Here is a 26148-nt window from a genome sequence, read left to right as displayed (position 1 = left end):
AAATCGCGCCGCTTCAAATCCGTGCCGTTTTACTGCCCGTAATACGCGTTAGCGCCATGTTTCCTGAGGAAATGCTTATCCAGCAAATCCTGCGGCATATCTTTTATCCCCGGTGTCAGCTGACGCGAGAAAATCCCCATATAAGCAATCTCTTCCAGCACCACCGCGTTGTGTACCGCGTTATCGGCGTCTTTACCCCAGGCGAAGGGACCATGGGCATTGACCAACACTGCCGGGATCGCCGTCGGGCTGATACCGCGCGAACGGAAGGTTTCAATAATGACCTCGCCGGTGTTGTGTTCGTACTCATTGACGATTTCCTGTTCGGTCATCAAACGGGTACAGGGGATGGTGCCGTAGAAATAGTCGGCGTGAGTGGTGCCCCAGGCGGGCAAGTCCTGCCCGGCCTGTGACCAGATGGTGGCATGGCGTGAATGGGTATGCACAATGCCGCCGATATCGGCAAAAGCACGATACAACGCCAGATGGGTGGCGGTATCCGACGACGGTTTCTTGCTACCTTCAACGATGCGTCCGCTTTCCAGTTCCAGCACCACGATATCCTCCACCGTCATGCCGTCATACTCCACGCCGGAAGGTTTGATCGCCACCAGGCCACTGGCGCGATCGATGGCGCTGACATTACCCCAGGTAAAGGTGACGAGGTGATGACGCGGCAACGCCAGATTGGCGTCCAGCACCTGTTGTTTCAACGTTGATAAGCTCATAATAATCCCCCTTCCTGCATTTTCTGTTCAATCCAGCGCCGCGCCTGCACGATCTCCGCGACCGGCTCCTCGGCTTTTTCCGTCCACATTTCAATCAGAAACGCACCGCGATAGTTCAGCTGTTTGAGCGTGCGGAACACGCTGACAAAATCGACGCATCCCTGACCAAATGGCACATCGCGGAATTGGCCGGGCGAATCGGCGGTCACCGGCTGGGTATCCTTCAGATGGATGGCGGCGATACGATCAATACCCAGTGTCAGTTCGGCGGTGACATCATTGCCCCAGGCGCTGAGGTTGCCGACATCGGGATAGACGGAGAACCACGGCGAAGCCTGCTGCTGCTCCCACACCTTCCATTTGCTGATGGCGTTGATAAATTCGGTATCCATAATTTCCACCGCCAGCATCACCTGGGCCGCCGCTGCACGTTCCACCGCGCGCGATAACCCGGCGGCAAAGCGCTCCACCGTCCCGGCATCGTGCGGTTCGTAGTAGACGTCATAGCCCGCCAGCTGGATGGTGCGAATGCCGACATCCTTTGCCAGCTGGATCGCCCGATCCATCAGGTCATCGGCACGCTGACGCGTCGCCGCATCGTGGCTGCCGAACGGAAAGCGGCGATGCCCCGACAGGCACATCGACGGAATGGTGACACCGGTTTCAATCATCGCGTTAACCAGCGACAGACGCTGCTCTTTGCTCCAGTCCAGCCGTGCCAGCCGTTCATCGGTCTCATCGACCGACATTTCGACAAAGTCGAAGCCGCAGGCTTTCGCCAGCGCGAGGCGTTCCGGCCAGGTCAGATGGGCAGGCAGCGCTTTCTCATAGATTCCCAGTGGATGCTGGCGTTTCATGGTGTTCCCCAGATGTTGGCAATGGCCTGATGAAATTGGCTGGCGGTCTCCACACCGGTGACACTGTCACTCAGCGCGCGCCCGGCGATAAACGCTTTTACGTCGATATTGCGAAACTGCGGCAGTTCGGCCGGGGTGATGCCCCCGGTAATGGAAAGCGCAAACCCCATATCCGATAACGCCTGCATTGCATCCAGATCCTGCTGGCTCCACTGCTGACCACTGGCCTGCGCATCGCGGCCCCGGTGGTAAATGGCCTGAGTCAGCCCGAGGCTGCGCCACTGTCGCGCATCATCCAGCGTCCAGTGTCCAAAGAGTTCGATCTGGATATCGCCCTGATACTCGCGCGCCACCTCCAATGCGGTGGCGAAGGTCGCCAGCGGCGCGGCACAAATTACCGTCATCCAGTTGGCACCGGCGTCGAATGCCATGCGGGCTAGCGTGGCTCCGGCATCCGCCACTTTAAAATCGGCCACCAGGGTTTTGCCCGGATGCTGCTGGCGCAGACGGCTCACCGCCTCAATCCCCGCGCTAAAACATAAAATGGTACCGGCTTCGATGATATCGACCTGCTGATGCAGCTGCTGCGCGGTGCTGAGTGCGGCATCAAGGTCGGTGTGATCCAGCGCCAGCTGGAGCAAAGGAAGGCTCATGGGGTCTCTCCTTGTACAGCCGCCAGAGCCTGCACCAGCTGCTGATAACGTTGATATTTCTGCTGATAACGGGCGTGTCGGTTACCGTCCGGTTGCCAGGTCACAATCTCCGGGTTAAGCGCCTGCTGCGCCTGTTGCAGCGAGGCATACGCACCGGTGCCGGTCAGGGCCACCAGCGCCGCGCCGAGACAACCGCTCTCAGCGATTTGCGGCACTTCGACTGGCATCCCGCTGGCGTCGGCGAACATTTGCATCCAGGGGGCGGAACGGGTCGGCCCGCCGCTCAGGCGCAGGGCGGTGGCGCGCGGGAAACGCTGGCGGATACGGTTGAGATGGGTCAGGTGCGAGAACACCACGCCTTCATAGATCGCCTGCACCAGATGTGCCCGGCTATGGCCCGCCTGGATGCCAAAGAAACTGCCATGCAGATCGGCCCCGGCGTTGCAGCCATACAGGAACGGCAGGAACAGCAACGCGCTGCTGGCTGCGGGCAATTCCGCCACCCAGTTATTCAGCTGCTGGTAATCCTCAATGCCCCATTGCTGACAAAACCATTCCAGGTTTGCCGCCGAAGTCGGGCTGGCGTCATGAATGATGAACTGGTCATCAATGGCGTAGCGGCCATAGACAAACGGGTAATTCGCTTCATCGATGATGCGGTCAGTAATGCCGCTGGTGACTGACCAGGTGCCCATCACCGCGTTCAGTCGGGTTTCATCATGCAACCCGGCACACACCGCGGTGGAGACCACATCAAACAAGCCACCTACCACCGGCGTGCCCGCACGCAGGCCGGTCAGTGCTGCCGCCCCGGCGGTGACATGACCGGCAATCTGCGTCGGACCAATAATCGGCGGCAGCGCCGGGATGATTTCATCGATGGCTAACGTCTGTGCCAGCGCCGCTGACCAGCCGCCGCTCTGCATGTCATACAGATTGGATTCAGAGATGTTGGTCTCTTCACACGCCAGTTCCCCGGTCAGACAGAAACGCAGGTAATCATGCGCCATCAGCACGCTGCCGATGGCGGCATAACGCTGGGGTTCATGCTGTTTGATCCAGCGCAGCAGCGACACCGGATGACCAGTCCACAGCGTCTGACGCGTCTGCGGATAAAGCTGTTGCGGCATGCCGTCACGTTGCCACTGCTGCACCAACGCCAGCGCACGCCGGTCGGATGACAGGATGCCATTGCCGAGTGGCTGATGTTGCTTATCCAGCAGGAACAGCCCTTTGCCCTGTGCGGAGATGCCGATACCTGCCACCTGCTGCGCATCCTGCCCGCTTTGCGCCAGCACTTCGCGGATCACCGCCGCCGCCTGTTGCCACAGCTGGGTCATATCGCGTTCGGCTCTGCCCGGCTCCGGTACCAGCACCGGCAAATTTTGCCGCGCCACCGCCAGTTCGCGGCCCTGCGCGTCATACAACCCGGCCTTGATAAAGGTGCCGCCGCAGTCCAGTCCTAACCAGCTATTCATGCGGCCTCCCGCTTCACGGAGTCACAGCGTGCCGGTAACGTCAACGCCAGCACAGAAGCAATCGCCAGCGAGATCGCCAGGCTATAAACCCCGGCATCCTTGCTGTACTCAGCAATCAACACGCCCACCATATACGGACCACAAAAACCGCCGAGATTGCCCAGCGCATTGATCAGGCCACGCGCGCCGCCCGCCACTTCCGCATTAAACAGACGCGGCGGAATGCTCCAGAACACCCCGGCTGCCGACTGGATAAACACCCCGCAACCCACCAGCGCGGCATAGGACCACCAGACATGAGCCTGCAACAGCACTGACAGCGCCATACACAGGGCAAAACCCGCCAGCGGCAGTGCGACGAAGATCTTGCGGCGACCGCTGGCATCGGACAGCGACGAGAACAGAAACATGCCAAAGATTGCCCCGACATACGGCAGAATCGCCAGCATCCCCACTTTCTCAGCATTGCCGTTGGTCAGCCCTTTGAGGATGGTCGGCAGCCACAGGGTGTAGCCGTAGATCCCGGTCTGATAGAAAAAATTCACCAGAATCAGTCGCCACATCACCGGCTCGCGCATCACCCGGCTCAGCGAGGCTTTGCGGGTGTTCTGGCCTTTGATCATCAACTGTTCGTCATGCAGGGTCTTGATCAGGTACTGCTTCTCCGCCGGGGAGATCCATTTAGCTTCCTGCGGGCGGTTGCTGATGGTGAACAGCCACAGTGCCATGACGAATACCGACAGCACCCCTTCAACAAAGAACAGCATGCGCCAGTCCCAGTTGGTGATGATCCAGCCAGACAGCGGCGCGGTAATAATCCCGGCGATCGGCACAAACATAATGACGATGGCGTTGGCGCGGCCTCGCTCTTTATCCGGGAACCAGTTGCCGATCATCGTCAGCACCACCGGCAGCATGCCGCCTTCCGCCACGCCAAGGGCAAAGCGCAGCGCCAGTAGCTGATACTGACTGGTCGCCAGCCCGGTGAGAATCGAGATCACCGCCCAGGCCAGTAGCGACCAGCCAATAAAACGTTTGCCGTTGCCGTACACCGCCAGCTTGCCGCCCGGCACTTGCAGGAACAGATAACCAATAAAGAAGATGCCACCCGCCAGCCCTGCCATTGAGGCGCTGATGCCCAGCTCGGCATCCATACCTCCCGGCATGGCAAAAGCGATATTGACGCGATCCATATACGAGATGATGCAGGTGATCAGAATCGGCGGAATGATGCGCAGCCAGCGCAGCGACGGTACGCCTTCACGGGTCAGTGCGGTAGACGTCAGGCTCATGCTGTCCCCTCCAGTGCGGTAGTCGGGATCTTCACCACCACCTTGCGGATCGCCGCAGGCTGGTGCGGGGCACAGTTAGGGCGGTGAATATCCTGCGGGAAGAACACCGCAAACGTGCCGGGCACCATGCGGATCAGGGTTTCATCCGGGGCATGCTGATAAAAAATGATGTCGCGGTTTTCATCATAGGGTTGATGGATGCTCAGGCTGGCGGGCTGATTCGCCACGCCAATCACCTCGTCACCCGACACCAGATATTGCACATCAATATGGTGGCGATGGGCTTCCGGGTAGTTTTCCTGCGCCGGGGCGGTTTGCAGATCCAGCACCTGCACCTGCCAGCCGGTGGCGCTGTCTACGTAGCGTCCGGCGGCGATATTTGCCAGATCGTGACTGGCGAGATACGCAATCGCCCGGGCGATAGCCGGTGGATAATGACGGGCGTCTGTGTTAGCGATATGTCCGGTAATCATCGGTAGTTCCTCCGTTACAGCGCCTGGATGCGTGTCCAGACACGCTCATCCACCGGGATGCCGAGGCGCTGGTTTTCCGCCCGCAGCACCGGGAATCTTTCGCCCGGCAGACGCACCGCCTGCTGACTATCGGCGCGTTCAGCGCCGGTAATCGACGCGCGAATACGTTGCAGTTTGTGGTCGCGGGTTTCGCCATCGATCAGGCGGTCAACATCAATGGCGATGAACACCTGCGAGATGCCAAATTCGTCACCGTTGTCTTCGGTTACTTCGGTGACGGATGCGCCGTTAGAGAGCAGCGTGGCGAGCATATCCAGCACCACGGACAGCGCCGAGCCTTTCCAGTAGCCCATCGGCAGGATGCGGCGGTTGTTTTCGATGGTGCCAGGATCGCGGGTGTAGTTGCCTTCATCGTCGAAACCGCCATCCACCGGCAGGGTTTTGCCCGCCAGACGGTTCACCTCGAGCATGCCGTAGGAAAACATCGACATGGACATATCCACCATGGTGATCGGCTCGCCAGGCACTGCGACAATCAGCGGGTTGGTGCCGATGGCACAGTTTTTCGCTCCCCACGGCGGCATCACCGCAATCGAGTTAGTCCAGCAAATGCCGACAAACCCCTTCTCTGCCGCCTGCCAGCCATAGCTGCCGCCACGCATCCAATGATTCGCGTTACGCAGCGCCACCAGACCAATGCCGTGATCGCTGGCCAGCTCGATAGCGCGATCCATCATGTTGCGAGCGGTGATATTGCCGATGCCGCGTTGCGCATCCCACTGCTCGATAGCCCCAAGCGACAGCACTTTTTTTGCCATGGCGTCAGCCACGATATGCCCGGCATCCAGCTGCTGAATAAAACGCGGGAACCGATTTACGCCATGAGAATAGACACCGTTGAGACTGGTTTCGGCAAACATCGCCGCACAGTCAGTGGCCTTATCCTGTGGCACCTTGCGGCTTAACAGGACACGCAGGAATTCCTCATACAACTGCTGATAACTGATTCTCATACGGCACTCACTCCCCAGCGCTATGCTTTAAATTTCATATGTTGGAATGTCATTTCAAATAAATCGTATGGGGAAAGCTGTGGAGAGTCAAAGAAATGCGTGGGAATTTTTTACTTAAAAATCAACAAACTAAAATTTTGATCTGCTTTTGTGATCGCCCGCAAACTGGCCGATCTTCAGGCGTGGGGAAGCCGGGCCAGCGTGTTCTGACCCGACATGCATGCACCTGTAGCAGCGCGATTTATCGCGCAATCCCCTGCGCGTTGTGGCAAAAATCCGCGCGATAAATCGCGCCGCTACGGGAAGTGCCAATGTATCGCAGCATTAGCCGTGGATACGTACCCGATACAACGACGTGGTGGCGGTGATATACAGTTCGTTACCTTCCGGGCCACCGAGCGTGCAGTTCGATACCCGTTCCGGCAACGGAATTTTGCCGATGGTCTCACCGTGCCGGTCGAAGATAATCACCCCGTCGGCGCAGCTACAGTAAATATCGCCATGACTATCGACGCAGAAGCCATCCGGAAAACCCGGAGCCACTTCAGCAAACAACCTCCCCGCCACCAGCTCCCGGCCATCCACCTGGTAAACCCGCAGCTGACGGCGGCCCAGTGTCGGGAAATCCACCACCGACATATCGGCCACATACATCAGGCTTTCATCCGGGGAAAACGCCAGCCCGTTCGGACGTTGCAGATCGCTGGCCGCAATGCTGAGCTGCCCACTGGCCGGATCGAAGCAGTAGAGATAACAGCCAATCACCTGGCTGTGAGCGTGATACCCCTCTTCATCGTTGATGATGCCGTAAGGCGGATCGGTGAACCAGATGGTGCCATCAGAGCGCACCACCAGATCGTTAGGTGAGTTGAAGCGTTTCCCTTCAACCCGATCCACCAGCATGGTAACGCTGCCGTCATGTTCGGTGCGGCTGATGCCGCGGCGGCCATGTTCACAGCTCACCACCCGGCCCGCCTGATCGCGGGCGTTGCCGTTGGCATAGCTGGAGCTGGCACGCCACAGGCTGAGTTCACCGTTGCGCTGCCAGTGGAACATACGGTTACCCTTCACATCACTAAACACCACTGCGTCCTGCTGTGGCAGCCACACCGGGCCTTCAGCCCAGATAGCGGGAGAACAGAGTTTTTCGACCTGCATCATATTGGCCTCCGTTACTGCACACCCCAGATGGCTTTGTAGTGACCCTGGTAGTTGTTAGCCGGGTCGTAGTTGTTCTGCGCCCCGCCGTCGTTGGCGATATTGTCTTTAGTGATCAAGTGCGCAGGTGTGACATACCCCGATGACGGCTGCCCGGCAAAGGCACGGTTAAATTCGTCCAGCAATTGCCAGCCATGCAGCTTGAGCGGTTCCGCCACTGTGGCGATCTGGCTGTCGTCATTACGGATACGCTGGAAGGCAGAGATGGAACCGTCTCCCGCCGAGATATTAAACGGGGCATTTTTGCCGCCTTTGCCAGCGGTTTTCAGCGCCGGTGCCATAAAGTCGAAATAGAGATCATTGATCGACAATGCATACTGGAAATGATCGCCGTATTTCTGCAACAGGCTGAAGGTCATGGAAGGCATGCGGTTGGCGGTATCAGCCAGTGGCGTATCGATAAACTCGACCACCTTACAACCGCTGCACTTTTCAATTTCCTGCTTCATGGTGTTGGCCTTATCCAGCGCGATTTGATACAGCGAATCGGTAAAGATCAGTACCTGCGCCTTCCCCCCCGAACGCACCACCGCATACTGCGCCGCCAGACGCGCCACCTCGTTAGAATCCGAAGTGATATTGTCCGTCACGCCGTATTTCTCAATCGGTCCCGGTTGCGGTTCGGCATGCCAGGCCATCAGCACAATTTTTTGTTCTTTGGCTTTTTTCAACGGGATTTTCGCCACGTTCGGGTTCCAGCCACCAATCACAATGCCGTCCGGGCGCTGGGCAATCGCCTGATTCAACGCCGCGAGCTGGTCTTTCACCGAGCCACCGCCATCGAGCGTTTCCAGTTTCCAGCCCGCAACCTTAGCCGCTTCGCTTAATCCCTGCTGCACTCCCTGCACTCCGCCGTTTTTCATGTCGGACGCGATAAAGATAATTTTCTTGTTGGCTTGCAGTTTTGGTCCGGTGGTCGGCCCATCCCAGGTGCTGGAGCTGGCGGTGGCTTTTGCCACCGCCGCGGTCGCCTGGTCGAGATAACTGTCTGCGTGCGCGGTCACTGATGCCACCAGCATGGCGGCAAATGTCAGACCCAATGCCTTATTTTTCATAATGAATTCCCTGGTGTGATGGTTTTTTGTTTATGGTCAGGTGCAGAGGCAGGCGCGCTTTGGCTGCGCACCACCGCTTTTTGGTTCAACATGCGGCGACGCTGGGCGTAACCGGCAAGGGTAATCGACAGCAACAGCGTGGCCCCGTTGAACAACGGTTCGACCCAGAAGTCACCGCCAAACTGCTGAATACCGGCAATACCAATGGCGAGAATCGCAATACCCACCACGGTGCCCCAGACGTTCACCCGTCCCGGACGAATAGTGGTACTGCCGAGGAACGCCCCGACCAGCGCCGGCAACAGATAATCCATCCCGACGCTGGCCTGCCCGACACCCTGTTCGGCAGCAATCAGTACGCCGCTGAAACCCGTAAGGACGCTGGAAGCGATAAAGGTGCCAATGATGTATTTGTTCACTGCGATACCGTTCAGGCGCGCCGCTGTGGGATTGCCGCCGACCGCATACATGCAACGACCCAGCGGGGTGTGTTCGGTGATCAGCCACAGCACGATTGCCACGGCCAGCACATAGAACGCGCCAATCGGGATTCCAAACAGCTCGGTATGGTGCAACGCGCTGAACGCATCGGGCAGATCGCCGACAATCTGGCGTCCACCGGAGTGCCACAACGCCACCGCGTACAGCACGGTGCCGGAACCGAGGGTAGCGACAAAGCTATCGATATCGGCTAACGCCACCAGAATGCCGTTAAGCAGGCCATACAACGCCGAGATCGCCAGCACCGTCAGCACCGCCATCTGCCACGAGAAGCCATATTCCACCTGTAAGGTGATGGCGAGGATGTGCCACAGCACAATACCGAAACCGACGTTAAGGTCGATCTTGCCGACGATCATCGGCAGCGTGGCCGCCAGTGCCAGCAAGGCAATTTTGGCTTTACTGGCAAGAATCGCCTGTAACGTCAGCATGGTGGCGAACGACGGGGATAAGACGGAAAACAGCAGGGTCAGCAGCACGCACAGCAGCAGCAGGCCATAGCGGGTCATAATCTGCATCGACCAGGGGGCAAAGCCATGCTGAGCCAGGTTTACCCGCTGCTCCAGCGCGGTGGATTTTACGGATGTTTTCGACATAATTTTTCTCCTGCCTTCCTTTTCAGACGGTGGTTAATGGGGCAGCGCTGCTGGCAGAGGCCAGCTCCAGCAAACCGGCAAAGGTCACCTGTTCATTTTTTAATTCGCCCACCACCTGGCCACGGTTAAACACCAGTGCGCGGTTGCAGATATGGGCGATCTCTTCGAGGTCGTTGGAAATCACCAACACCGCAATGCCGTCAGCCAGCGCTTTATTCAGCAGGTGATAGATCTCTTCACGCGCACCGACATCCACACCGGCAGTGGGGTCCTCCAGAATCAATAACGGGGCGTTGAGGTGCATCCAGCGCGCCATCACCACTTTCTGCTGATTGCCGCCGGACAAAGCGCTGATATCGAGATTGACGTCTTTAGGCCGGACATCGAACAGCTGCACCTTCCACCAGCTGGCCCCGATTTCGGCGCGACGTCCGTAGCGTGACAGCAGCCGATGGCCACTGGCGCAGGGATTAAGAAACAGGTTTTCACGCACGCTCATCGACATCACCAGGCTTTCACCGGTGCGATCGCCTGCCACCAGCGATACGCCAGCGGCCATTGCCTGCTGCGGGGTTTGTGGCTGATAGGGTTGATCGCGAAAGTGGATGCTGCCTGCGGTGGCCTGACGCAAACCAAACAGCAGGCGGCCAATCTCCTCCTGCCCGGCTCCACGTAATCCAGCCAGCGCCAGCATTTCGCCGGGTTGCAGGGTGAAACTGACCGGCCCCACTTCATCAATGCACAGCTGGTCCAGCACCAGCACCGGTTTTTGCGCATTGGGTAACGGCTGTCGCTGATTCCCTTCCAGTGCTTCACCGACAATCATCTCCACCAGATCATGCAGCTGGTAGTCGGCGGTGTTGCCTTCCGCCACATGTTTGCCATCGCGCATCACGCAGATACGGTCGGAAATTTCGATCACTTCGTCGAGGCGGTGAGTCACGTAGATCATGCCGACCTTGCGGCTTTTCAGCCGGTTAATCACATCAAACAGATGACGCACATCATTAGCGGGTAAGGAGGCAGTCGGTTCATCCAGCACCAGCACTTCCGCATTGACCGCCACCGCACGCGCAATCGCCAGCAGCGATTTTTCGGTGCGCGACAGTTCGAAGACGCGGGCGTCCGGGTCCAGTACGATGCCGACTTCCTCCAGCGCAGCCCGTGACCGTTCACGTACGGCACGCCAGTCGATGAGCCCCAGACGACGGGTAAACCCCATCACCAGCGCCATATTTTCCGCCACCGTCATCCATTCGATCAGACCGAGATCCTGATGAATAAACGCAATCGGCTGGTGCGTCGCCGTTTTCAGGCTGGCGGCTGAGCCGATGCTGGTTTCATGAAAACGGATATCTCCCTCATCACGGTTGTAGACACCGGCCAGCACTTTAATCAGGGTGGATTTTCCAGCGCCGTTTTCTCCCAACAGGGCAACGACTTCGCCGGGATAAACCGCCAGGCTGACATCATTCACGGCGGGGTTGCCGCCAAAGCGTTTGGTGATATGGCTCAGAGTAAGAACCGGTGTTCCCGGGCTATGCTGCATTACCGCCTCCTGCAAACTCCTGGTGAGCATCAACAGCGGCGACAACCTGAAAACACCGCTAAATTTCAACATGCGAAATACGATTCCAAAAAATACTATTCCTGACGCGCACGAAAAGCAAAGAAGTGAGCGGGATATAATTCATTAATAAACAGTTAGTTATATTTTCTGTTGCGGAATTGTGATGCATCACTCACTTCCATCGGGGGTGGATTTTCGCGAAAAGTCACACTAAAACTGGCGAAGGATTCCCAGGCTGAAGTGTCTGAGTTAACATCTGGCGACTGTTCTTTTACCGGAGCAGGAAAACTGAGAGGAAGCGTGGATGGTGGTTAAAGTGGATAAAGCAAAGGAAGAAAAGAGTGACAAGCCGCTGGGGACACAGAGCCTGTTTCGTGGATTGCAACTGATTGAACTGTTAAGCAATTACCCCAACGGGTGTCCGCTGGCCCATCTTTCTGAGCTGTCCGGCATGAACAAGAGTACCGTGCACCGCCTGCTGCAGGGGTTGCACAGCAGTGGTTATGTCACCCAGGCCCCCTCGCCCGGCAGCTATCGCTTAACCACCAAATTTATTTCTGTCGGGCAGAAGGCACTCTCCTCGCTCAACATCATCCATGTCGCTGCCCCGCATCTGGAGAAACTGAACTTAGAAGTGGGAGAAACGGTCAATTTCTCCAGCCGCGAAGATGACCATGTGATCCTGATTTATAAGCTGGAACCCACTACCGGGATGATGCGCACTCGCGCCTATATCGGCCAGCATATGCCGCTGTACTGCTCGGCGATGGGCAAGATTTTTATGGCCTGGGGCAGCGAAGATTATCTGCCCGAATACTGGCAAAGCCATCAGGACAGCATCCAGCAATTGACGAAAAATACCATTACCACGCTGCCGGAAATGATGGAAGAGCTGAAAAACATCCGCCAGCAGCAAACAGCGATGGATCGCGAAGAGAATGAGCTGGGCGTGTCATGCATTGCCGCCCCGGTGTTCGATATCCAGCAACGCGTGCCTTACGCGGTATCGATATCGTTACCCACCGCCAAGATGCAACAGATCGGGGTGAAAAAGCTGATGGGGCCGGTGGTCGCCACCGCCCGCGCCATTTCCGAAGAACTGGGCTACAACACCTGACGGAAATTGGGTAGCGGTGCGATTTATCGCGCCGCTACGGATCCGTGCGGCGGGTAGTTATTGATCGTTAGTAAATCGCCCGACGATGGTGGCGGCCCCCAGCGCATGCCCTTTCAGCTTCGCCACCAGCGCATCATGGGTTAACCCCGCCGGTAACTGGTCAGGCGGTAAATCGGTAGCAACCAGCACAAAGTTGTAGTGATGCACGCCGCTTCCCACCGGCGGACACGGGCCGTAATAGCGGGTAGTGCCGGGAGAGTTCTTGCCCCCGGTATAACCGGTACCTTTTGCCAGTTCCCCCTGGGCAAAGGACGTGCGATCGGAGGCGATGTTATAGGCCACCAGATGCGTGACGCCCAACCCCTTTCCTCCCACCGGATCGGTGATCATCAGGGCGAAACTGCGTGTCCCGGCGGGCGCATTGGACCAGCTCAGGGCCGGGGAAACATTCTCACCGGTACAGGAAGGATTGCCTTGCGCGTTACCGGCAAATGCCTTTTCCAGCATCGCATTGTCGGTAAAATCGGATGATTGCAGGGTAAAAATCGGGGCGGCCAGCACTGAGGCCGGAAATAGCGCCAGCAATAGCGCGCGCTTCAACATAACCATCATTCACTCCTGTTGATGAAGAAACCAACCAAAGAAACAAGTATATACCCTGATTTTCCTCCTTCGACTTCGCTAAACTGAGAAATGCACCGATAACGCAATCAGGGAATCCGGATGTCAGATGCAGCGCTCAGTCATTTCTTACCCGCGACACAGCAATGGTTTCGTGCTGCGTTTCGGGCCCCGACACCGGTCCAGGCCGAAGCATGGCAGGCCATTGCCAGCGGGAAAAACTGTCTGGTGATCGCCCCTACCGGCTCCGGTAAGACGCTGGCGGCTTTTCTGCATGCGATTGATGCGTTGTTTCGTGAACGAAGCCAGGCCGCATCCGTCGAACGTAGCCACAAAACCCGCATCCTGTATATCTCCCCGGTTAAAGCGCTGGCCGCTGATGTCCAGCGCAATCTGCAAATGCCGCTGGCGGGCGTTGAAGCACAGCGCCGCCAGCAAGGCGAGCCGGAGATCGCGCTGGCGGTGGGGATGCGTTCTGGTGACACGCGCAGTGCCGAGCGAGCGCAGCTGCAACGACGTCCACCCGATATTCTGATTACCACGCCGGAATCGCTTTTTTTGCTGCTGACCTCCAAAGCACGCGAAACGCTACAGGGCATCTCAACGGTAATTGTCGATGAAGTCCATGCGGTGGCGGGCAGCAAACGCGGCTCTCATCTGGCGCTCAGTCTGGAACGACTCGATGCACTGCTGGCCCAGCCAGCCCAACGCATCGGTCTCTCAGCGACGGTGCGCCCACCCGAGGTGGTGGCTCGTTTCCTTGGTGGTGCGGGTGAAACACGGGTGGTCAACCCCGACGCAAAACGTCCCCTGCAACTGACCATCACCGTCCCGGTTGCCGATATGACCGATATTCAGCAGCGTCCCGATGCGCGCGCTGCTCAGGATGCAACCCTGGCTGCCGGGTCGATCTGGCCGCATATCGAAGCCGGTATCCTTGACGAAGTGCTGCGCCATCGGGCCACGCTGGTGTTTACTAATTCACGCGGTCTGGCGGAAAAACTCACCGCGCGCCTCAACGAACTCTACGCGCGGCGGCTGGGGGAACAACCAACAGAACCAGAAGAATCCTTCGGCTACGGATCCTTCACTGGCGGCACCGAAAAACGTGTGCAAACGCCCGATACCTTTATCGCCCGCTCGCATCATGGCTCAGTGTCGAAAGAGCAAAGGCTGGAAATTGAAACCGCCCTCAAGGCGGGAGAGCTACGCTGTGTGGTCGCAACATCGAGTCTGGAACTGGGCATTGATATGGGTGATATCGACCTGGTGATGCAGGTTGGCGCACCGTTATCGGTCGCCAGTGCGCTGCAACGCGTGGGGCGCGCCGGGCACCAGGTTGGCGGCACTCCTAAGGGTATTTTCTGGCCGCGCACGCGCCGGGACCTGGTGGATACCACAGTGACGGTGAATGCCATGCTGGCCGGTGAGCTGGATGCCATTGCCCCGCCGCATAACCCGCTGGATGTGCTGGCACAGCACACGGTGGCTGCCGCTGCGATGGATACCTTGCAGGTTGATGCCTGGTTTGAGCGGGTCCGGCGTGCCGATCCTTTCCGCACCCTGCCACGTACCGCCTTTGATGCGGTGCTGGATATGCTGGCCGGACGCTATCCCTCCGATGAATTTGCTAATTTACGCCCGCGCATCATCTGGGACCGCCACAACCACACCCTCAGTGGCCGTCCTGGCGCGCAGCATCTGGCTGTCACCAGCGGCGGAACCATCCCGGATCGCGGTATGTTCAGCGTCATGCTGCCCGAAGGGGAAGAACAGGCGGGCGCGCGACGCGTGGGCGAACTGGATGAGGAGATGGTGTACGAATCGCGGGTCAATGACATCATCACCCTCGGAGCCACTTCCTGGCGTATTCAGCAAATTACGCATGATCAGGTAGTGGTGGTACCTGCTCCCGGGCGTTCGGCGCGTCTGCCCTTCTGGCATGGCGAGGGGGTTGGCCGCTCTGCGGCACTCGGTGAGGCAATTGGGCGCTATCTACGCGCCATTGATCAGGGTGCTTCCCCGGGCGCTACCCTGGATGAATATGCGCGCCATAATATTCAGACGCTGATTGCCGAACAGCACCAGGCAACTGGCACCTTGCCAACTGACCGTAGCTTACTGATTGAACGTTGCCGCGATGAAACCGGCGACTGGCGCGTGATTTTGCATTCGCCTTACGGCCAGCGCGTGCATGCTCCCTGGGCACTGGCGGTGGCAGAACGCATCAGCCGGATAATGGGTCTCGATCCTGCCGTGGTCGCCAGCGATGATGGCATTGTCGCGCGTTTTCCGGACAGTGAAGGCCGTGTACCCGGCGCTGAAATGTTCCTGTTTGCGCCTGATGAACTACAACGGGTGGTGACGCAATCCGTCGGCCAGTCGGCGCTGTTTGCCGCCCGGTTTCGCGAATGTGCGGCGCGTGCGTTGCTGTTACCACGACGCAATCCCGGTAAACGTTCGCCACTCTGGCAGCAACGTTTACGTGCCGGGCAGTTACTGGAAGTTGCCCGCCAGTTTGATGATTTTCCCATCCTGATTGAAACCGCTCGCGAATGTTTACAGGATGTCTATGACTTACCCGCCTTGCATCATCTGATGTTGCGTCTGCAACAGGGAGAGATTCAGCTGGTGGAAGTCAGTACCGATTCGCCCTCACCGTTTGCTGCCCCGCTGCTGTTTGGTTATGTGGCTGAATTTATGTATGCCAGCGATGCCCCGCAGGCAGAGAAACGCGCCTCCATGCTGGCGCTGGATAGCAAACTGTTAAGTGACCTGCTGGGCCAGGTTGATATGCGCGAACTGCTGGCTCCCGAGGTGGTCGCCCGCGTGGAGCAGGAATTACAACGCACATTACCCGATTATCACGCCAGCAGTCGCGAAGCACTGGTGGATTTGCTGCGTGAAATCGGTCCCCTTTCAACCACGGAACTGGCGAAACGCTACAGCGGCGAAGAAGCACTGAATGCCGGTTTAACGGCGCTACAACAGGCACAACGGATTTTCCCGGCCAACATGGCCGGTGACACGCGCTGGACGGTGACTGAGGATGCCGCGCGGTTGCGCGATGCATTGGGAATCAGCGTGCCCGATACCTTACCCGCCGTGCTACTCCAGCCGGTAACACGTCCGTTATACGATCTGATCAACCGCTTCGCCCGCACTCACGCGCTGTTTACGGCATCACAAATGGCCCGACATTTCGGGCTGGGGCGTGCCGTCGCCGACGATGCGCTGGAGGTGCTGCGCCAACAGGACAAGGTGCTGAAAGGCGACTTTGCCGCAGCCGACACCGACGAACCGCAATGGGTGGCGGAATCCGTATTCCGTCGCCTGCGTGTCCGTTCGTTGCAGGCGGCGCGCGAAGCCACTAAACCGGTGGATCAGGCCGTCTATGTCACCCTGTTGCTGGAGCGTCAGGGCGTATTGAGCGATGCCGCCGCCCGTCAGGCCCAGGGCGCATTGAGTGGCACCAACGGCGTACTGCGGGTGATCGAACAATTGGCAGGCGTCGCATTGCCCGCTGCGCTGTGGGAATCACAAATCTTTCCTGTCCGGGTACGTGATTACCAGCCCGCAATGCTGGATGAACTGCTGTCCAGCGGCGAAGTGATTTGGAGCGGACAACGCGCTCAGGGGGCCAGTGAAGGGTTGGTGTCATTGCATTTAAATGACTACGCCGGTGAAACGCTGCCTGCACCAGACGAGGGGAGAACCGTGGCACTGTCACCGCTACAACAATCGATCCTGACGCTGTTGCAGGACGGCAGCGGCTGGTTTGTGCGCCAGCTGTTACCGCGTGTGGTGGATGAAACGCCTGATTCCTCATTAGTTTACGAAGCAATGTGGGATCTGGCCTGGCGCGGTTATCTCACCACCGACACCTGGTCAGCACTGCGCACCCTGAGCAGCCAGAGCAGCACACTGCGTTCCCGCCCCAGCCGCCCCCGGCGCGGACGCATCAGCTATAGCGCGCCCGCTGCCCGTATCAGCACCGGGCCTACCCTCAACAGCATGGCGGGCCGCTGGTCGCTCATTATGCGCCCGCCCCTTACCGATACCGAGCGTGCGCTGGCGCTGACAGAAAATATGCTGGATCGCTTTGGCGTCATCAGCCGCGGTGCCGCCATCGCAGAACAGGTGCCCGGCGGGTTCCCGGCCTTACAACCGCTGCTGCGTGGCCTGGAAGATGCTGGACGGCTGTTACGCGGGCGGTTTGTTGCCGGGATGGGTGCCGCGCAATTTGCTGACCCTACGGCGATTGACCGTCTGCGCCAGCTCGCCAGCAGTCAGCATAGTGGATCCAGTCCGGTGGCTCTTGCAGTACTTGATCCGGCCAACCCTTTTGGCGTGCAACTGCCGTGGCCATTGAGTCTGAGCGGTAATCGTCCCACGCGCCGCAATGGCGCGCTGGTGGTGATTGCGCAGGGTCGGGTGAGGCTTTATCTGCCACAAGGTGGCAAAGAGCTGATGACTTTTGCTGCCGGGTCCAGTCATGAAGAGTTACATGCCGCGATACTGGCGTTGGGTGTGGCTCTCAAACGCGAGAAGCATCTCAGTTTTACGCTGGAGCGTATTGATGAGACACCCGCCGGGCAATCGCCGTTACTTCCGGCTCTGAAAGAGATCGGATTTTCCCGTGTGCCACGGGGATATAGCTGGTATGGGTAAACCGCCCCCTGTCCCTCGCAGACTGACGACATTGTTTCTGATTCAGATATTTTTCATCATTTGATCATGTTGGCTTCCTTGTCAAAACGGGAAGCCGTAACCAGGTTTTAGCCTCCTGCCGATTCTCGTTCAACAAATCATCACTCAGGGGGTTCTTAATGACGGATGCAGCACATATTTTCTCATCAACCGCAGGCCATGCAGCGTTACAACCCACCAGCAGAACAGCATTTTCATTCGGCAGAATATGCCGGACCCTGAGCAACAGCCTGACACGACTCTCCAGTAATCACCGGTTGCCACGCTCAGCGCCGGAGGTGGTGAGGCAGAGTCTGAGCAATCTCAATAGCTATTTCGCTTCACTGATCCGCGCCAGTTCTTACGGAATGGAAAGGCCGGTACTGGCCGCTGCACAACTGCTGCTGCATTGGTCGTTCTGCCAGCTACAGCAGCGGGCACTCGATCAGGCACACAGTGAGCTACCCAGGCTGCTGCTGACCACGTCAGACAACGCTGAGTTGAATGAGGAGTTGTATGCGCTAAACCAACTGATGCTTTCCGCCTCAACGGCTGAAGGTGCCAGCGTGGCATTGCAACGTGTCGAAGAACATGTTGCGGACCGCGAAGCATGGCTGAATAGCCTGACGGAAGAAGATCGTCACCTTTACCGCAAGTTTGAGCAGAAACTCAAAGGCTGCCTGGAAAAGATGGCATTCTGGCAGCCCCGTTCAACGCTGATGCTCCCGCTGATCAATGCGCTGGCACCCTATGTCAGCGTTTATCTGGATACTACGCTGCCCACCCTCGGCGCGTCCTCTGCGACAACAGCACCTGGGCAGATGTTGAATGCCAGTCCGGTTATCATTGGGGGCACATCACCCGCCGCAGAATTATGGTTCAAATCCATCATCAACCTGCCTGCCGACATTTCCCTGCCACCGCTGCTGCTCAGGCAGGGACAGTCGGTTTGCCTGCGTATTCCCAAGTGTCCCTCGGATAGGGTGAACAGGTTTGATAACCAGACCTCAGAGATTGAAATCGCGGGTGTAGGTATTGAAGGCAATCTGGCAACACGGGTTTGTGTTAGCAATAACAACGGTTTAGATCTTGAGATCGGCCGGGAGTTAAATACCGCCACGACAGGCTATTCTTCTGCACTTTACCGTCTCCCACTGCAAATCGATGGGGTGAGCGAGCCAATTAACAGCGGTATTTGCCCTGCTGCCAACGCCGCACGGAAAACATTGGCTGCGCCGCTCTTAGGCTGGAATCTCCTGCCCGTCGCTGGAGCACAGGATATTCAGGCTGAGGTGATTGATGAAAATGACCTCGATCCATTTGGACCCATGGCCGGTTTTGATGAATGGCCATTTTACGACTACGGTGAAACGACCACGGCGCAGGCTGTATCGTCAACGCCAATGCTGTCTGCTGAGCAGGTTGATTATGCGCTCAACCTGTTTGATCGTAATAAAAGGGTGTTAATATTATATCCCTTTACCTTCCCCAGAAATCCCCCCACAACCGCTGCCCTGCCTGGTAGCACCACTCCGCTGCCTGCGGTCACTCAGGATAGTCTGACACTATTATTTGGTCCATCTGAAACAGCGAAACCGCAGGGGTCGTGCAGAATAAAACGCCCCCCCCTTATTGCGCGCGATCTTGATGACATGCTGGTACAGGCACAGCAGTGGCTCAGCCAAATTCCAGCGACTCAGATTGAAGACAAACTTCATGTTTATTTGCTTACCCTGCCAGGGTCCGTCACGTCGCAACTTACTCCGCTGGAAAAAATCGCCATCATCATCAGAAAATTAGTGATAAATCATAACCAGGACTGTGCATATGACGAGTCAGAGGCAGTCAAATTTGCCACGTCACTGTTTGAGCGCTCACCCTTTGCGAATAATAAAGAATTACTGAATGCCTGGGTACAGGCTCCGGAGGGAAAACATCATCTGACCGATATCCTGCTCTACGAGATCGACCGTCTGATACCCGATCCGGGGAAGTTACTGTCCGCAACCTTTAATACTATTTTGGCGATGGTAAAACCCGTCAGCACTAAATTTTCAGCGCTGGAAAATCTGGTCATTGATCTGCAAAATGGATTTAAAAACAATCTGCTGGCCTCCGTGATAAATGCTGATGAAGCACTACCCGCTTTTCTGGAAAGTGAGGTGATCATTGAAAAAATGCAGTTTCTCCACCTGGAGTTCATTAAAAATCATCTTCCCTGCTTCCGTCTGATAAACAAAGATGATGTCAGTGACGAAGCCGTTCTTTCTACCAATGGCGTGCTTTTAACCGTTGCGGCGGGCATTATTGCCAATGACAACAAACTGAATCTACTTACTGCAGAGAAGTTAAAAAAGTTTGGTATGCAATCTCTGCTCCGTTTCTCAGATGATTATTTATTAAGAAAGTTTTCCCGCTATGATGACCTGCTTAAAAAAAGCACTTACAGGCTGAGTGATTATCTCAATCATCTCGAAGTGGAAGGCCGGTTGCTGGTACATGCGTTGTATCTCAATCATAAAATTTACCACGATCTGCAACAATACAGAGAGCAGATCACACATCTTAAAAGCGATTATCAGGCTTTAGCTGATGTGGAAAAACAACTCTGCCGTCTGGCTTTTGAACAGATTCCTGCGGTCGATCAGGATTTTTTCCTGTTTGCTTCGCAGGAGCCACAGGGACTGGAAGTTTATTTCATCACTTCACAGAATGCGTCAGAATCCGTTAAAAACCGCCATTTTATTGGTTTTATTGTGACAGCAGATTTCGAGCGTATCAGGCGTTGCTATTTCATTTCTGAAATCCCGGTGCTAAATAATTTTGCTGCACCATTAGCCTATGATGATTCCGCACATTTCCACACCCGAGATCATTACGCGAACTGGCTTAATCAGCAGGGTAAAACCGATTTTGTGGCACGTTTATCTGCCCAGGGTGTCAATCAATTGGCGCAAACCACGTTTTTTGTCAGCGACAAAAAAACCGTTCCTGCCGCTAATGAAAGGGAAAGCTGGCAGATATATATGCAACGCTTAAGTCAAAGTATTATTAATATACGTTTCCCTGAAATCACCACGGTCACAACATCTTCACCGGGAACCTGGGATGTTGTGGTTGATTTTTCCGAAAACTTAGCCACGCAGTTCATTCCGGTTGAATCGTGCAAACAGGCACTGAATGATATTACCGCCGGACCAGGCACCCTAAAGAAGGCTTTGCTGACCCTTGAGGATGCGGCAATATGCCTTTATGATGCAACCCCTGAAGGGGAAGGCAGCAAACTGGTAAGGCTTTTCGCCGCAGTTGCGCGTTCTGTTGTCGGAAAGATCGCTGAAAATATCAGAAAGGAAACCAAACACGCCTCCTCACAGGTCAGCCTGAACCCAACTGATGCATCGGATGTGAAGGAACAAATGTATCTTGAGGATAGTCAGGTAAGGAATTACCTGGCAAATTCGACCCTGTTTAATACCGATCTGGGCTGGATGTTGCATAACAATTCTCTCAATATTCGGCAGCTTCCTGCTCAGATAAAAATTCTTGATGTTCGCTGGAATATGCTCACAGACCAGATTTATTGCAAAACTAACGGCCCCCAGGGTATAAAAAACTATCGGCTTGATCAGAAAAATTTATTCCTTCTCCCTACCAACTATGAAGTGGCTCGCTCTGAACCGCATAATCAGGAATTAGTCATAAACGTTTCTGATTTCTTATCTCATATCGCAAGCAATACGCTTGATGCATTAAAGACCGAACGAATGGAACAGGATATGCGTACTTCCGATAAATATGGAAAAGTGTTTTTTAAAAAAGAATTTTCGGAGATTAATTTTAACAGCGCAAATATCTCTGATGCCTTTTTCAATAATTTAATCACCTATCCTGGATGGAAACCGGTACGCCTTTGGGTTAAGAGAGACGATGGTGACACGATAATCATCGAATGGAAAGATGAAGAAAGACGCATTCAATTTCAACAACTGTGTGAGTTTAATGACATCTTTATCTCCTGGCGTGGTGATCCCATCAACGGTAGCAGTGCATCGATTCGGGTGAAGCGTAATGCCTCCACAAAAGCCCCGTTCTATACCGATATGATTAGTCCACTGACCTATGGTTACATGGCATTAAATCCCTATGAGGACTATCAGCGCAAAGCAGCGATGCAGAATTTAATTAAGGAAGGTAGTCAGCTTCCAGACCCGCCCCACTTTGCTGAAATAGCATGCCGAAAAATGATGAAAGAGCTGGGAATGATCCTGCCAGTTGATTTTATACGAGGTAAATATCCTGCAGCCAGTGAATTTATAGAGAAATTTGCAAGATGGGAAATACCTGCAACAATTAACTCAGGATTTAAACGTTTTTCACGGGCAATTGCACTATTCCACAGCATATACCCGAATGAAGATATTTTTTACCCAAAAGCGGATGAATTCATAAAGGAATTCGAAAAGCTGAACCAGAAAATAAAAGCCTTCAATTATCGTAACCGGGAGTTCAAAGATAAAGTTGCCGTCTATTACAAACAGTTTCCCGAGCGTGAAATCAAGGCTAATCGATGGATAAATAAGATTCTCGATAAAATATCCCCACCGGATATTCAGGACAATCCGAAATATTCACTAAAAACAAAAAACAAATATGACATGGAAAAGAAATATCCCGATTTTCTTAAGCGACTCAAAGTCAATATAAATGAACTCCATTCTCAGGCCCGGATGATTAGCGACCTTTTCAATAACAAACTACATCCGAGACTGATGAGTAACATTCTTTCGGAGTTTACCGGGAAAACATTTACTGATGATGAAGTGCGCTCATTCACTACCGACTTCCGAAGATTACAGAATAACATTCTGGCAGTCACCCCCGATCGGTTCCAGATTTTTGAGGAGAGATATGCTAAAGATGGCAAACTGGTTGGCGGCTGTTTTAAAGACGATGCCGAAAAATTACTTTTTAGTCCCGGAGACATAGCTTTTACGACTATCGATGATAAACATAAATTTATTTACACCCAAAAAATACCCAATGACGATATATTTAAACAGATCGCCATACATGAATCCGACCATATTAACAATGGTTTGGACTTTGCTTACACACCCCCTGAGGTATATATTGAAACCTACAATACAATAAAAAAATTCACTTTCCGTGGCATCGAGCAATATGGCAAAGAACTTTTATCGGATAGAAACCATCTGGTTGATTACCTGATGCGTGACTCTGAATTCCTTGAGCGTTTCTGCGACCAATTAATGAGACATACTCAGGATTTTATCCACAGAGATAAAATCTGGGAATTTGTCAATCAATATTTAGGGAAGGATTCCTATCGCTATCACAATCGTTTTAGTGATGAAGCAACAAAAAAACGTATTGAATTACGCTCACTAATGGATATTGCCTATAACAATCATAAATTCCTGCTTTATTTCCTGAAGCAGAATGCTGACTTTATGGTCAGCCTCTGGCATCGGGTAGCTGAGGTCGCATATGAAAATCTGGAACCAAATCAGAAAATCGATAAAGATGCGCTGATTAAATTTGATTTATTAAAATCAATTGTATTGCAGGCAGGTACTGCACTGTTGGATGAGGTGAATGCGGGTGCTTCAACCTCGAAAAAAGATTCAGCCAACTCAGGTTAAAACACGGGTAAGTCGTCGCGGCACAATTTATTGCGTCGCGACATTATTTTATCAAAATGACATCATCAAAACGTCACCACCGTCACCCAGTTCGCGTCACCACCGGCAGGGGCGCTACCTGCGCGTTTCAGCACCCCGCTGTGTGAATTGATAGCATAGCTACCCGTCACATTACTTTTCTCGCCGCTGGCGATCAGCCATTTACCATCAGGCGAGATAGCTATGCCGCGCGGCTGTTTTTCCACCGGCCAGCTGCCAATTAACGTTAATTTACCGTCATCTTTGTTGACACGATAACCACTCACCGTACTGCTGGTGCGTTCTGTCACATACAAAAAGCGACCATTGGGCGTCATGCGAATATCCGCCGACCAGATACGTGGTGTCGGATCGTTGTAATCTGCCGGACGTTCACGACCATGTTGCAACTGATACTGCGCCGCAACGGCATTGGGCCATTCAGCGATCTTATCCAGCGCACCATTTGGCTGGCGCTTAAATTGTGTAATGACGCCCCCCATCTCACCCACGTTATACAAATAACGGTTATCCGGTGACATCACCGAATGGCGCGGTCCGTTATCCGCAGCAGTCTCCACATAACCCTTACCAATCGGTGTCAGGCTGCCGTCCGGGGTTAAATTGAGTTGCAACACGCGGTCAGTGCCAAGATTGCCGACATAGACCGAGTGCCCGGTGGCATCGATGATCACAGAATGCGCTACATGGCCGGTTTTATACGCCGCCACCGGTGGTGCTTCTACTTTGCCATCACTAGCCAGCCGATAAACATGCACCACATCACCATCATACGAAGCACCTAACAAAAAACGCCCACGGCTATCGAGGCTGATATAAGGATAACTGGCTGCTGCGGCTACCTCGGTCGCCTGTGATAAGTCACCGCTTTGGGCATCAATTGTCCAGCTCACCAGCCGCAATGGCTGGCTGCGAATCGCGGCATATAAGTGATGATGATCGGCGCTGAGTGCCATCGGCATCACTTTGCCTCCCGCTGAGGTCTGCCCCAGTAAGGTCAGCGCCCCGGTTTTGTCATTCAGGGCATAACGGGCAATGTTGCCATCGGTGGCCTCAGACACGTAGACGAAGGTTTGTGCCATCAGTGATCCACTGAAAGCCAGGGCAGAGAGTAACGCCAGACGCATAACATTTTTCATTATTTTTCTCCACAGGTCAGGGTCGGAGCAGCGTATCTGGCGTGAATCCGGGCGGTAAGGTGTGATTGCCCGAGACAGTTTGGGCAAATGTCCAGAGGGTATCCACTTTCAGTGGGTTAGCCTGATGTGGCCGAAAAAGTTTTATGTGGGATTGTGCGCTGGCTCACTGGTGCCGGACGGCTCAACATATGAAGTGCTGAAACTGATCACCCCTCTTGAGCATATCGAAGTCCCAGATGATTTGATCCAGTGGGTTGATGTCGCACAGTTGCCGCAGGATTGGGCGGCGGCGCAGGCACCTGCGGCACTGCGCCTGTTTGCTGATTTCTGGAGCGAGAGCCAGACCTCGGTTGCGTTACGCGTACCCAGTGCCCTGTCACCGGTTGAGTTTAGCTCGCTAATATTTCGCGATGGCTATTTATAAAGTACCCCAATCTCATCATTGTGATTTAGCATACAAACATCCCGGCCATATTGCTTGCCGTAATACATCGCCTTATCAGCCAACGCGATAATATCTTCCAGTGAACAATCTGTTTTAGCCGGAGAAATACCAAAAGTCACCGTAATGTTAATGATATTGTCTTCATAAAGAAACATTTCACCACGGATTTTTATCATCAGTCGTTCAATGATTTTTTTGATGTCGTGAAGATTTTCACCTTCGACTAAAATAACAAATTCCTCGCCACCATAGCGGTAACACTTTTCATCTTTTCGCATTGCACCCAGCAGGAGGTTAGCCAGACCTTTAAGCACCGTATCGCCGCCATTGTGACCATATCTGTCATTCACCTGTTTAAAATGATCAACATCCAGAATAATCAAATAAAGGTCTTTATCACTCTGCGCACATCGTGCCTGTAAACGTGGAAAGTCATTTATCAGTTTGTTACGCATAGGTAATTCGGTCAATGCGTCGTAAGCACTGCGGTTTGCTAGCAAGCTGGATTTGTAAGTATCTACAGCATCGAGGAAGTTTTTCTGCTTATAAAAATATTCCTTAAGTTGTGAGTGGGTAAATGCATTCACTTTAATTGCCGCTATAATATCCCTGACCGTTTGATGCATTTTCATATGGGAGTCAGAAATACGCAGGAGATCGTTTTCGTTAAAGTCATATTTGATGAGTGCAGCATCGATCCACTTACCAAAATCACAATAGCCTTGAGAGTTTTTATCCTCTAAAGATTTATCGAAATCGCCCCCGAACAAACTGATCTCCAGCAGCCTGTTTGACCATTCATAATGATGTTTGATGGCATGGTTCAAATTTCTGATATCAACATCGATATCGTAGATGGTCCTTTGCATTATTCCTCCACAATTAAAAAACTATGGATAAGATTACAAAAACAAAATTATAGATTTGATTGTTTTTGTAAAAAAGAATCATCCTGGTGACTCAGTTTATTTTTTGTGAGCAAAGCAACGTTATGTCACGCA

At 54.4% G+C, this 26148-nt stretch carries 18 protein-coding genes; 4 read left to right on the top strand and 14 right to left on the bottom strand.

What is annotated here, in order from left to right; translation table 11 throughout:
* Positions 1-29: 29 nt before the first annotated feature.
* The 11 genes from araD to AC6I8X_RS09695 form a co-directional block, all read right to left on the bottom strand.
* Positions 30-728: an L-ribulose-5-phosphate 4-epimerase gene (gene araD, locus AC6I8X_RS09745; RefSeq protein ID WP_313690295.1), complete on the bottom strand. Its 699-nt coding sequence runs from the start codon at positions 726-728 to the stop codon at positions 30-32.
* Entirely contained in the window at positions 725-1585 is an 861-nt protein-coding gene (locus tag AC6I8X_RS09740) for an L-ribulose-5-phosphate 3-epimerase (RefSeq protein ID WP_084874720.1), read from the bottom strand. The genes araD and AC6I8X_RS09740 overlap by 4 nt, the downstream gene beginning before the upstream one ends.
* Positions 1582-2238, bottom strand: coding sequence for a 3-keto-L-gulonate-6-phosphate decarboxylase UlaD (ulaD, locus tag AC6I8X_RS09735; RefSeq protein ID WP_313690291.1), 657 nt, complete (start codon positions 2236-2238; stop codon positions 1582-1584). Before ulaD ends, AC6I8X_RS09740 begins: the two co-directional genes overlap by 4 nt.
* Positions 2235-3716: an FGGY-family carbohydrate kinase gene (locus AC6I8X_RS09730; protein ID WP_497840982.1), complete on the bottom strand. Its 1482-nt coding sequence runs from the start codon at positions 3714-3716 to the stop codon at positions 2235-2237. The genes ulaD and AC6I8X_RS09730 overlap by 4 nt, the downstream gene beginning before the upstream one ends.
* Positions 3713-5008, bottom strand: coding sequence for an MFS transporter (locus AC6I8X_RS09725; protein ID WP_084874712.1), 1296 nt, complete (start codon positions 5006-5008; stop codon positions 3713-3715). The genes AC6I8X_RS09730 and AC6I8X_RS09725 overlap by 4 nt, the downstream gene beginning before the upstream one ends.
* Complete coding sequence (locus AC6I8X_RS09720; RefSeq protein WP_299452928.1) at positions 5005-5481, bottom strand: NanQ anomerase/TabA/YiaL family protein; 477 nt, start codon at positions 5479-5481, stop codon at positions 5005-5007. Before AC6I8X_RS09720 ends, AC6I8X_RS09725 begins: the two co-directional genes overlap by 4 nt.
* A 14-nt stretch (positions 5482-5495) precedes the next feature.
* Positions 5496-6494: a 3-dehydro-L-gulonate 2-dehydrogenase gene (gene yiaK / locus AC6I8X_RS09715; protein WP_313685329.1), complete on the bottom strand. Its 999-nt coding sequence runs from the start codon at positions 6492-6494 to the stop codon at positions 5496-5498.
* A gap of 324 nt (positions 6495-6818) precedes the next feature.
* Positions 6819-7652, bottom strand: a complete 834-nt coding sequence (locus tag AC6I8X_RS09710; protein WP_313685337.1) for an SMP-30/gluconolactonase/LRE family protein — start codon at positions 7650-7652, stop codon at positions 6819-6821.
* A 14-nt stretch (positions 7653-7666) separates the two neighbouring features.
* Positions 7667-8767 carry an ABC transporter substrate-binding protein gene (locus AC6I8X_RS09705; RefSeq protein WP_497840981.1) on the bottom strand — a complete coding sequence of 367 codons (1101 nt, stop codon included), beginning with the start codon at positions 8765-8767 and terminating at the stop codon, positions 7667-7669.
* Positions 8764-9864, bottom strand: coding sequence for an ABC transporter permease (locus AC6I8X_RS09700; protein ID WP_084874704.1), 1101 nt, complete (start codon positions 9862-9864; stop codon positions 8764-8766). The genes AC6I8X_RS09705 and AC6I8X_RS09700 overlap by 4 nt, the downstream gene beginning before the upstream one ends.
* A gap of 22 nt (positions 9865-9886) precedes the next feature.
* A complete protein-coding gene (locus tag AC6I8X_RS09695) occupies positions 9887-11413 on the bottom strand; it encodes a sugar ABC transporter ATP-binding protein (protein WP_497840980.1) in 1527 nt (508 codons plus the stop codon).
* 325 nt (positions 11414-11738) lie between these two features.
* Here AC6I8X_RS09695 and AC6I8X_RS09690 point away from each other — a divergent pair, with 325 nt between their 5' ends.
* Positions 11739-12551 carry an IclR family transcriptional regulator gene (locus AC6I8X_RS09690; RefSeq protein ID WP_084874699.1) on the top strand — a complete coding sequence of 271 codons (813 nt, stop codon included), beginning with the start codon at positions 11739-11741 and terminating at the stop codon, positions 12549-12551.
* Between the two features lie 57 nt (positions 12552-12608).
* On the opposite strand, the gene AC6I8X_RS09685 is transcribed toward AC6I8X_RS09690, so the two are convergent.
* Positions 12609-13160 carry a YbhB/YbcL family Raf kinase inhibitor-like protein gene (locus AC6I8X_RS09685; RefSeq protein WP_497841032.1) on the bottom strand — a complete coding sequence of 184 codons (552 nt, stop codon included), beginning with the start codon at positions 13158-13160 and terminating at the stop codon, positions 12609-12611.
* Between the two features lie 114 nt (positions 13161-13274).
* Here AC6I8X_RS09685 and AC6I8X_RS09680 point away from each other — a divergent pair, with 114 nt between their 5' ends.
* Both AC6I8X_RS09680 and AC6I8X_RS09675 read left to right on the top strand, forming a co-directional pair.
* Entirely contained in the window at positions 13275-17843 is a 4569-nt protein-coding gene (locus AC6I8X_RS09680; RefSeq protein WP_497840979.1) for an ATP-dependent helicase, read from the top strand.
* Between the two features lie 158 nt (positions 17844-18001).
* Positions 18002-23524, top strand: a complete 5523-nt coding sequence (locus AC6I8X_RS09675) for a hypothetical protein (RefSeq protein ID WP_497840978.1) — start codon at positions 18002-18004, stop codon at positions 23522-23524.
* Between the two features lie 65 nt (positions 23525-23589).
* Here AC6I8X_RS09675 and AC6I8X_RS09670 read toward each other — a convergent pair whose 3' ends face one another.
* Positions 23590-24702 carry a lactonase family protein gene (locus AC6I8X_RS09670; protein WP_497840977.1) on the bottom strand — a complete coding sequence of 371 codons (1113 nt, stop codon included), beginning with the start codon at positions 24700-24702 and terminating at the stop codon, positions 23590-23592.
* A 124-nt stretch (positions 24703-24826) separates the two neighbouring features.
* Between AC6I8X_RS09670 and AC6I8X_RS09665 the strand changes: the two genes are divergently transcribed.
* On the top strand, positions 24827-25126 hold the full coding sequence (locus AC6I8X_RS09665) for a hypothetical protein (RefSeq protein ID WP_497840976.1): 300 nt from the start codon (positions 24827-24829) through the stop codon (positions 25124-25126).
* Here AC6I8X_RS09665 and AC6I8X_RS09660 read toward each other — a convergent pair.
* Complete coding sequence (locus AC6I8X_RS09660; RefSeq protein WP_497840975.1) at positions 25117-26016, bottom strand: diguanylate cyclase; 900 nt, start codon at positions 26014-26016, stop codon at positions 25117-25119. The genes AC6I8X_RS09665 and AC6I8X_RS09660 overlap by 10 nt on opposite strands.
* Between the last annotated feature and the right edge of the window lie 132 nt (positions 26017-26148).

The organism is Pantoea sp. X-Soil-TKNS-1280, from assembly GCF_059730475.1.
This window is presented reverse-complemented; position numbering and strand designations above follow the sequence as displayed.

Excerpts from the sequence above, each read along its gene's own strand:
- araD (WP_313690295.1), bottom strand. The coding sequence starts at position 728 with ATGAGCTTATCAACGTTGAAACAACAGGTGCTGGACGCCAATCTGGCG.
- AC6I8X_RS09740 (WP_084874720.1), bottom strand. The coding sequence starts at position 1,585 with ATGAAACGCCAGCATCCACTGGGAATCTATGAGAAAGCGCTGCCTGCC.
- ulaD (WP_313690291.1), bottom strand. The coding sequence starts at position 2,238 with ATGAGCCTTCCTTTGCTCCAGCTGGCGCTGGATCACACCGACCTTGAT.
- AC6I8X_RS09730 (WP_497840982.1), bottom strand. The coding sequence starts at position 3,716 with ATGAATAGCTGGTTAGGACTGGACTGCGGCGGCACCTTTATCAAGGCC.
- AC6I8X_RS09725 (WP_084874712.1), bottom strand. The coding sequence starts at position 5,008 with ATGAGCCTGACGTCTACCGCACTGACCCGTGAAGGCGTACCGTCGCTG.
- AC6I8X_RS09720 (WP_299452928.1), bottom strand. The coding sequence starts at position 5,481 with ATGATTACCGGACATATCGCTAACACAGACGCCCGTCATTATCCACCG.
- yiaK (WP_313685329.1), bottom strand. The coding sequence starts at position 6,494 with ATGAGAATCAGTTATCAGCAGTTGTATGAGGAATTCCTGCGTGTCCTG.
- AC6I8X_RS09710 (WP_313685337.1), bottom strand. The coding sequence starts at position 7,652 with ATGCAGGTCGAAAAACTCTGTTCTCCCGCTATCTGGGCTGAAGGCCCG.
- AC6I8X_RS09705 (WP_497840981.1), bottom strand. The coding sequence starts at position 8,767 with ATGAAAAATAAGGCATTGGGTCTGACATTTGCCGCCATGCTGGTGGCA.
- AC6I8X_RS09700 (WP_084874704.1), bottom strand. The coding sequence starts at position 9,864 with ATGTCGAAAACATCCGTAAAATCCACCGCGCTGGAGCAGCGGGTAAAC.
- AC6I8X_RS09695 (WP_497840980.1), bottom strand. The coding sequence starts at position 11,413 with ATGCAGCATAGCCCGGGAACACCGGTTCTTACTCTGAGCCATATCACC.
- AC6I8X_RS09690 (WP_084874699.1), top strand. The coding sequence starts at position 11,739 with ATGGTGGTTAAAGTGGATAAAGCAAAGGAAGAAAAGAGTGACAAGCCG.
- AC6I8X_RS09685 (WP_497841032.1), bottom strand. The coding sequence starts at position 13,160 with ATGGTTATGTTGAAGCGCGCGCTATTGCTGGCGCTATTTCCGGCCTCA.
- AC6I8X_RS09680 (WP_497840979.1), top strand. The coding sequence starts at position 13,275 with ATGTCAGATGCAGCGCTCAGTCATTTCTTACCCGCGACACAGCAATGG.
- AC6I8X_RS09675 (WP_497840978.1), top strand. The coding sequence starts at position 18,002 with ATGACGGATGCAGCACATATTTTCTCATCAACCGCAGGCCATGCAGCG.
- AC6I8X_RS09670 (WP_497840977.1), bottom strand. The coding sequence starts at position 24,702 with ATGAAAAATGTTATGCGTCTGGCGTTACTCTCTGCCCTGGCTTTCAGT.
- AC6I8X_RS09665 (WP_497840976.1), top strand. The coding sequence starts at position 24,827 with ATGTGGCCGAAAAAGTTTTATGTGGGATTGTGCGCTGGCTCACTGGTG.
- AC6I8X_RS09660 (WP_497840975.1), bottom strand. The coding sequence starts at position 26,016 with ATGCAAAGGACCATCTACGATATCGATGTTGATATCAGAAATTTGAAC.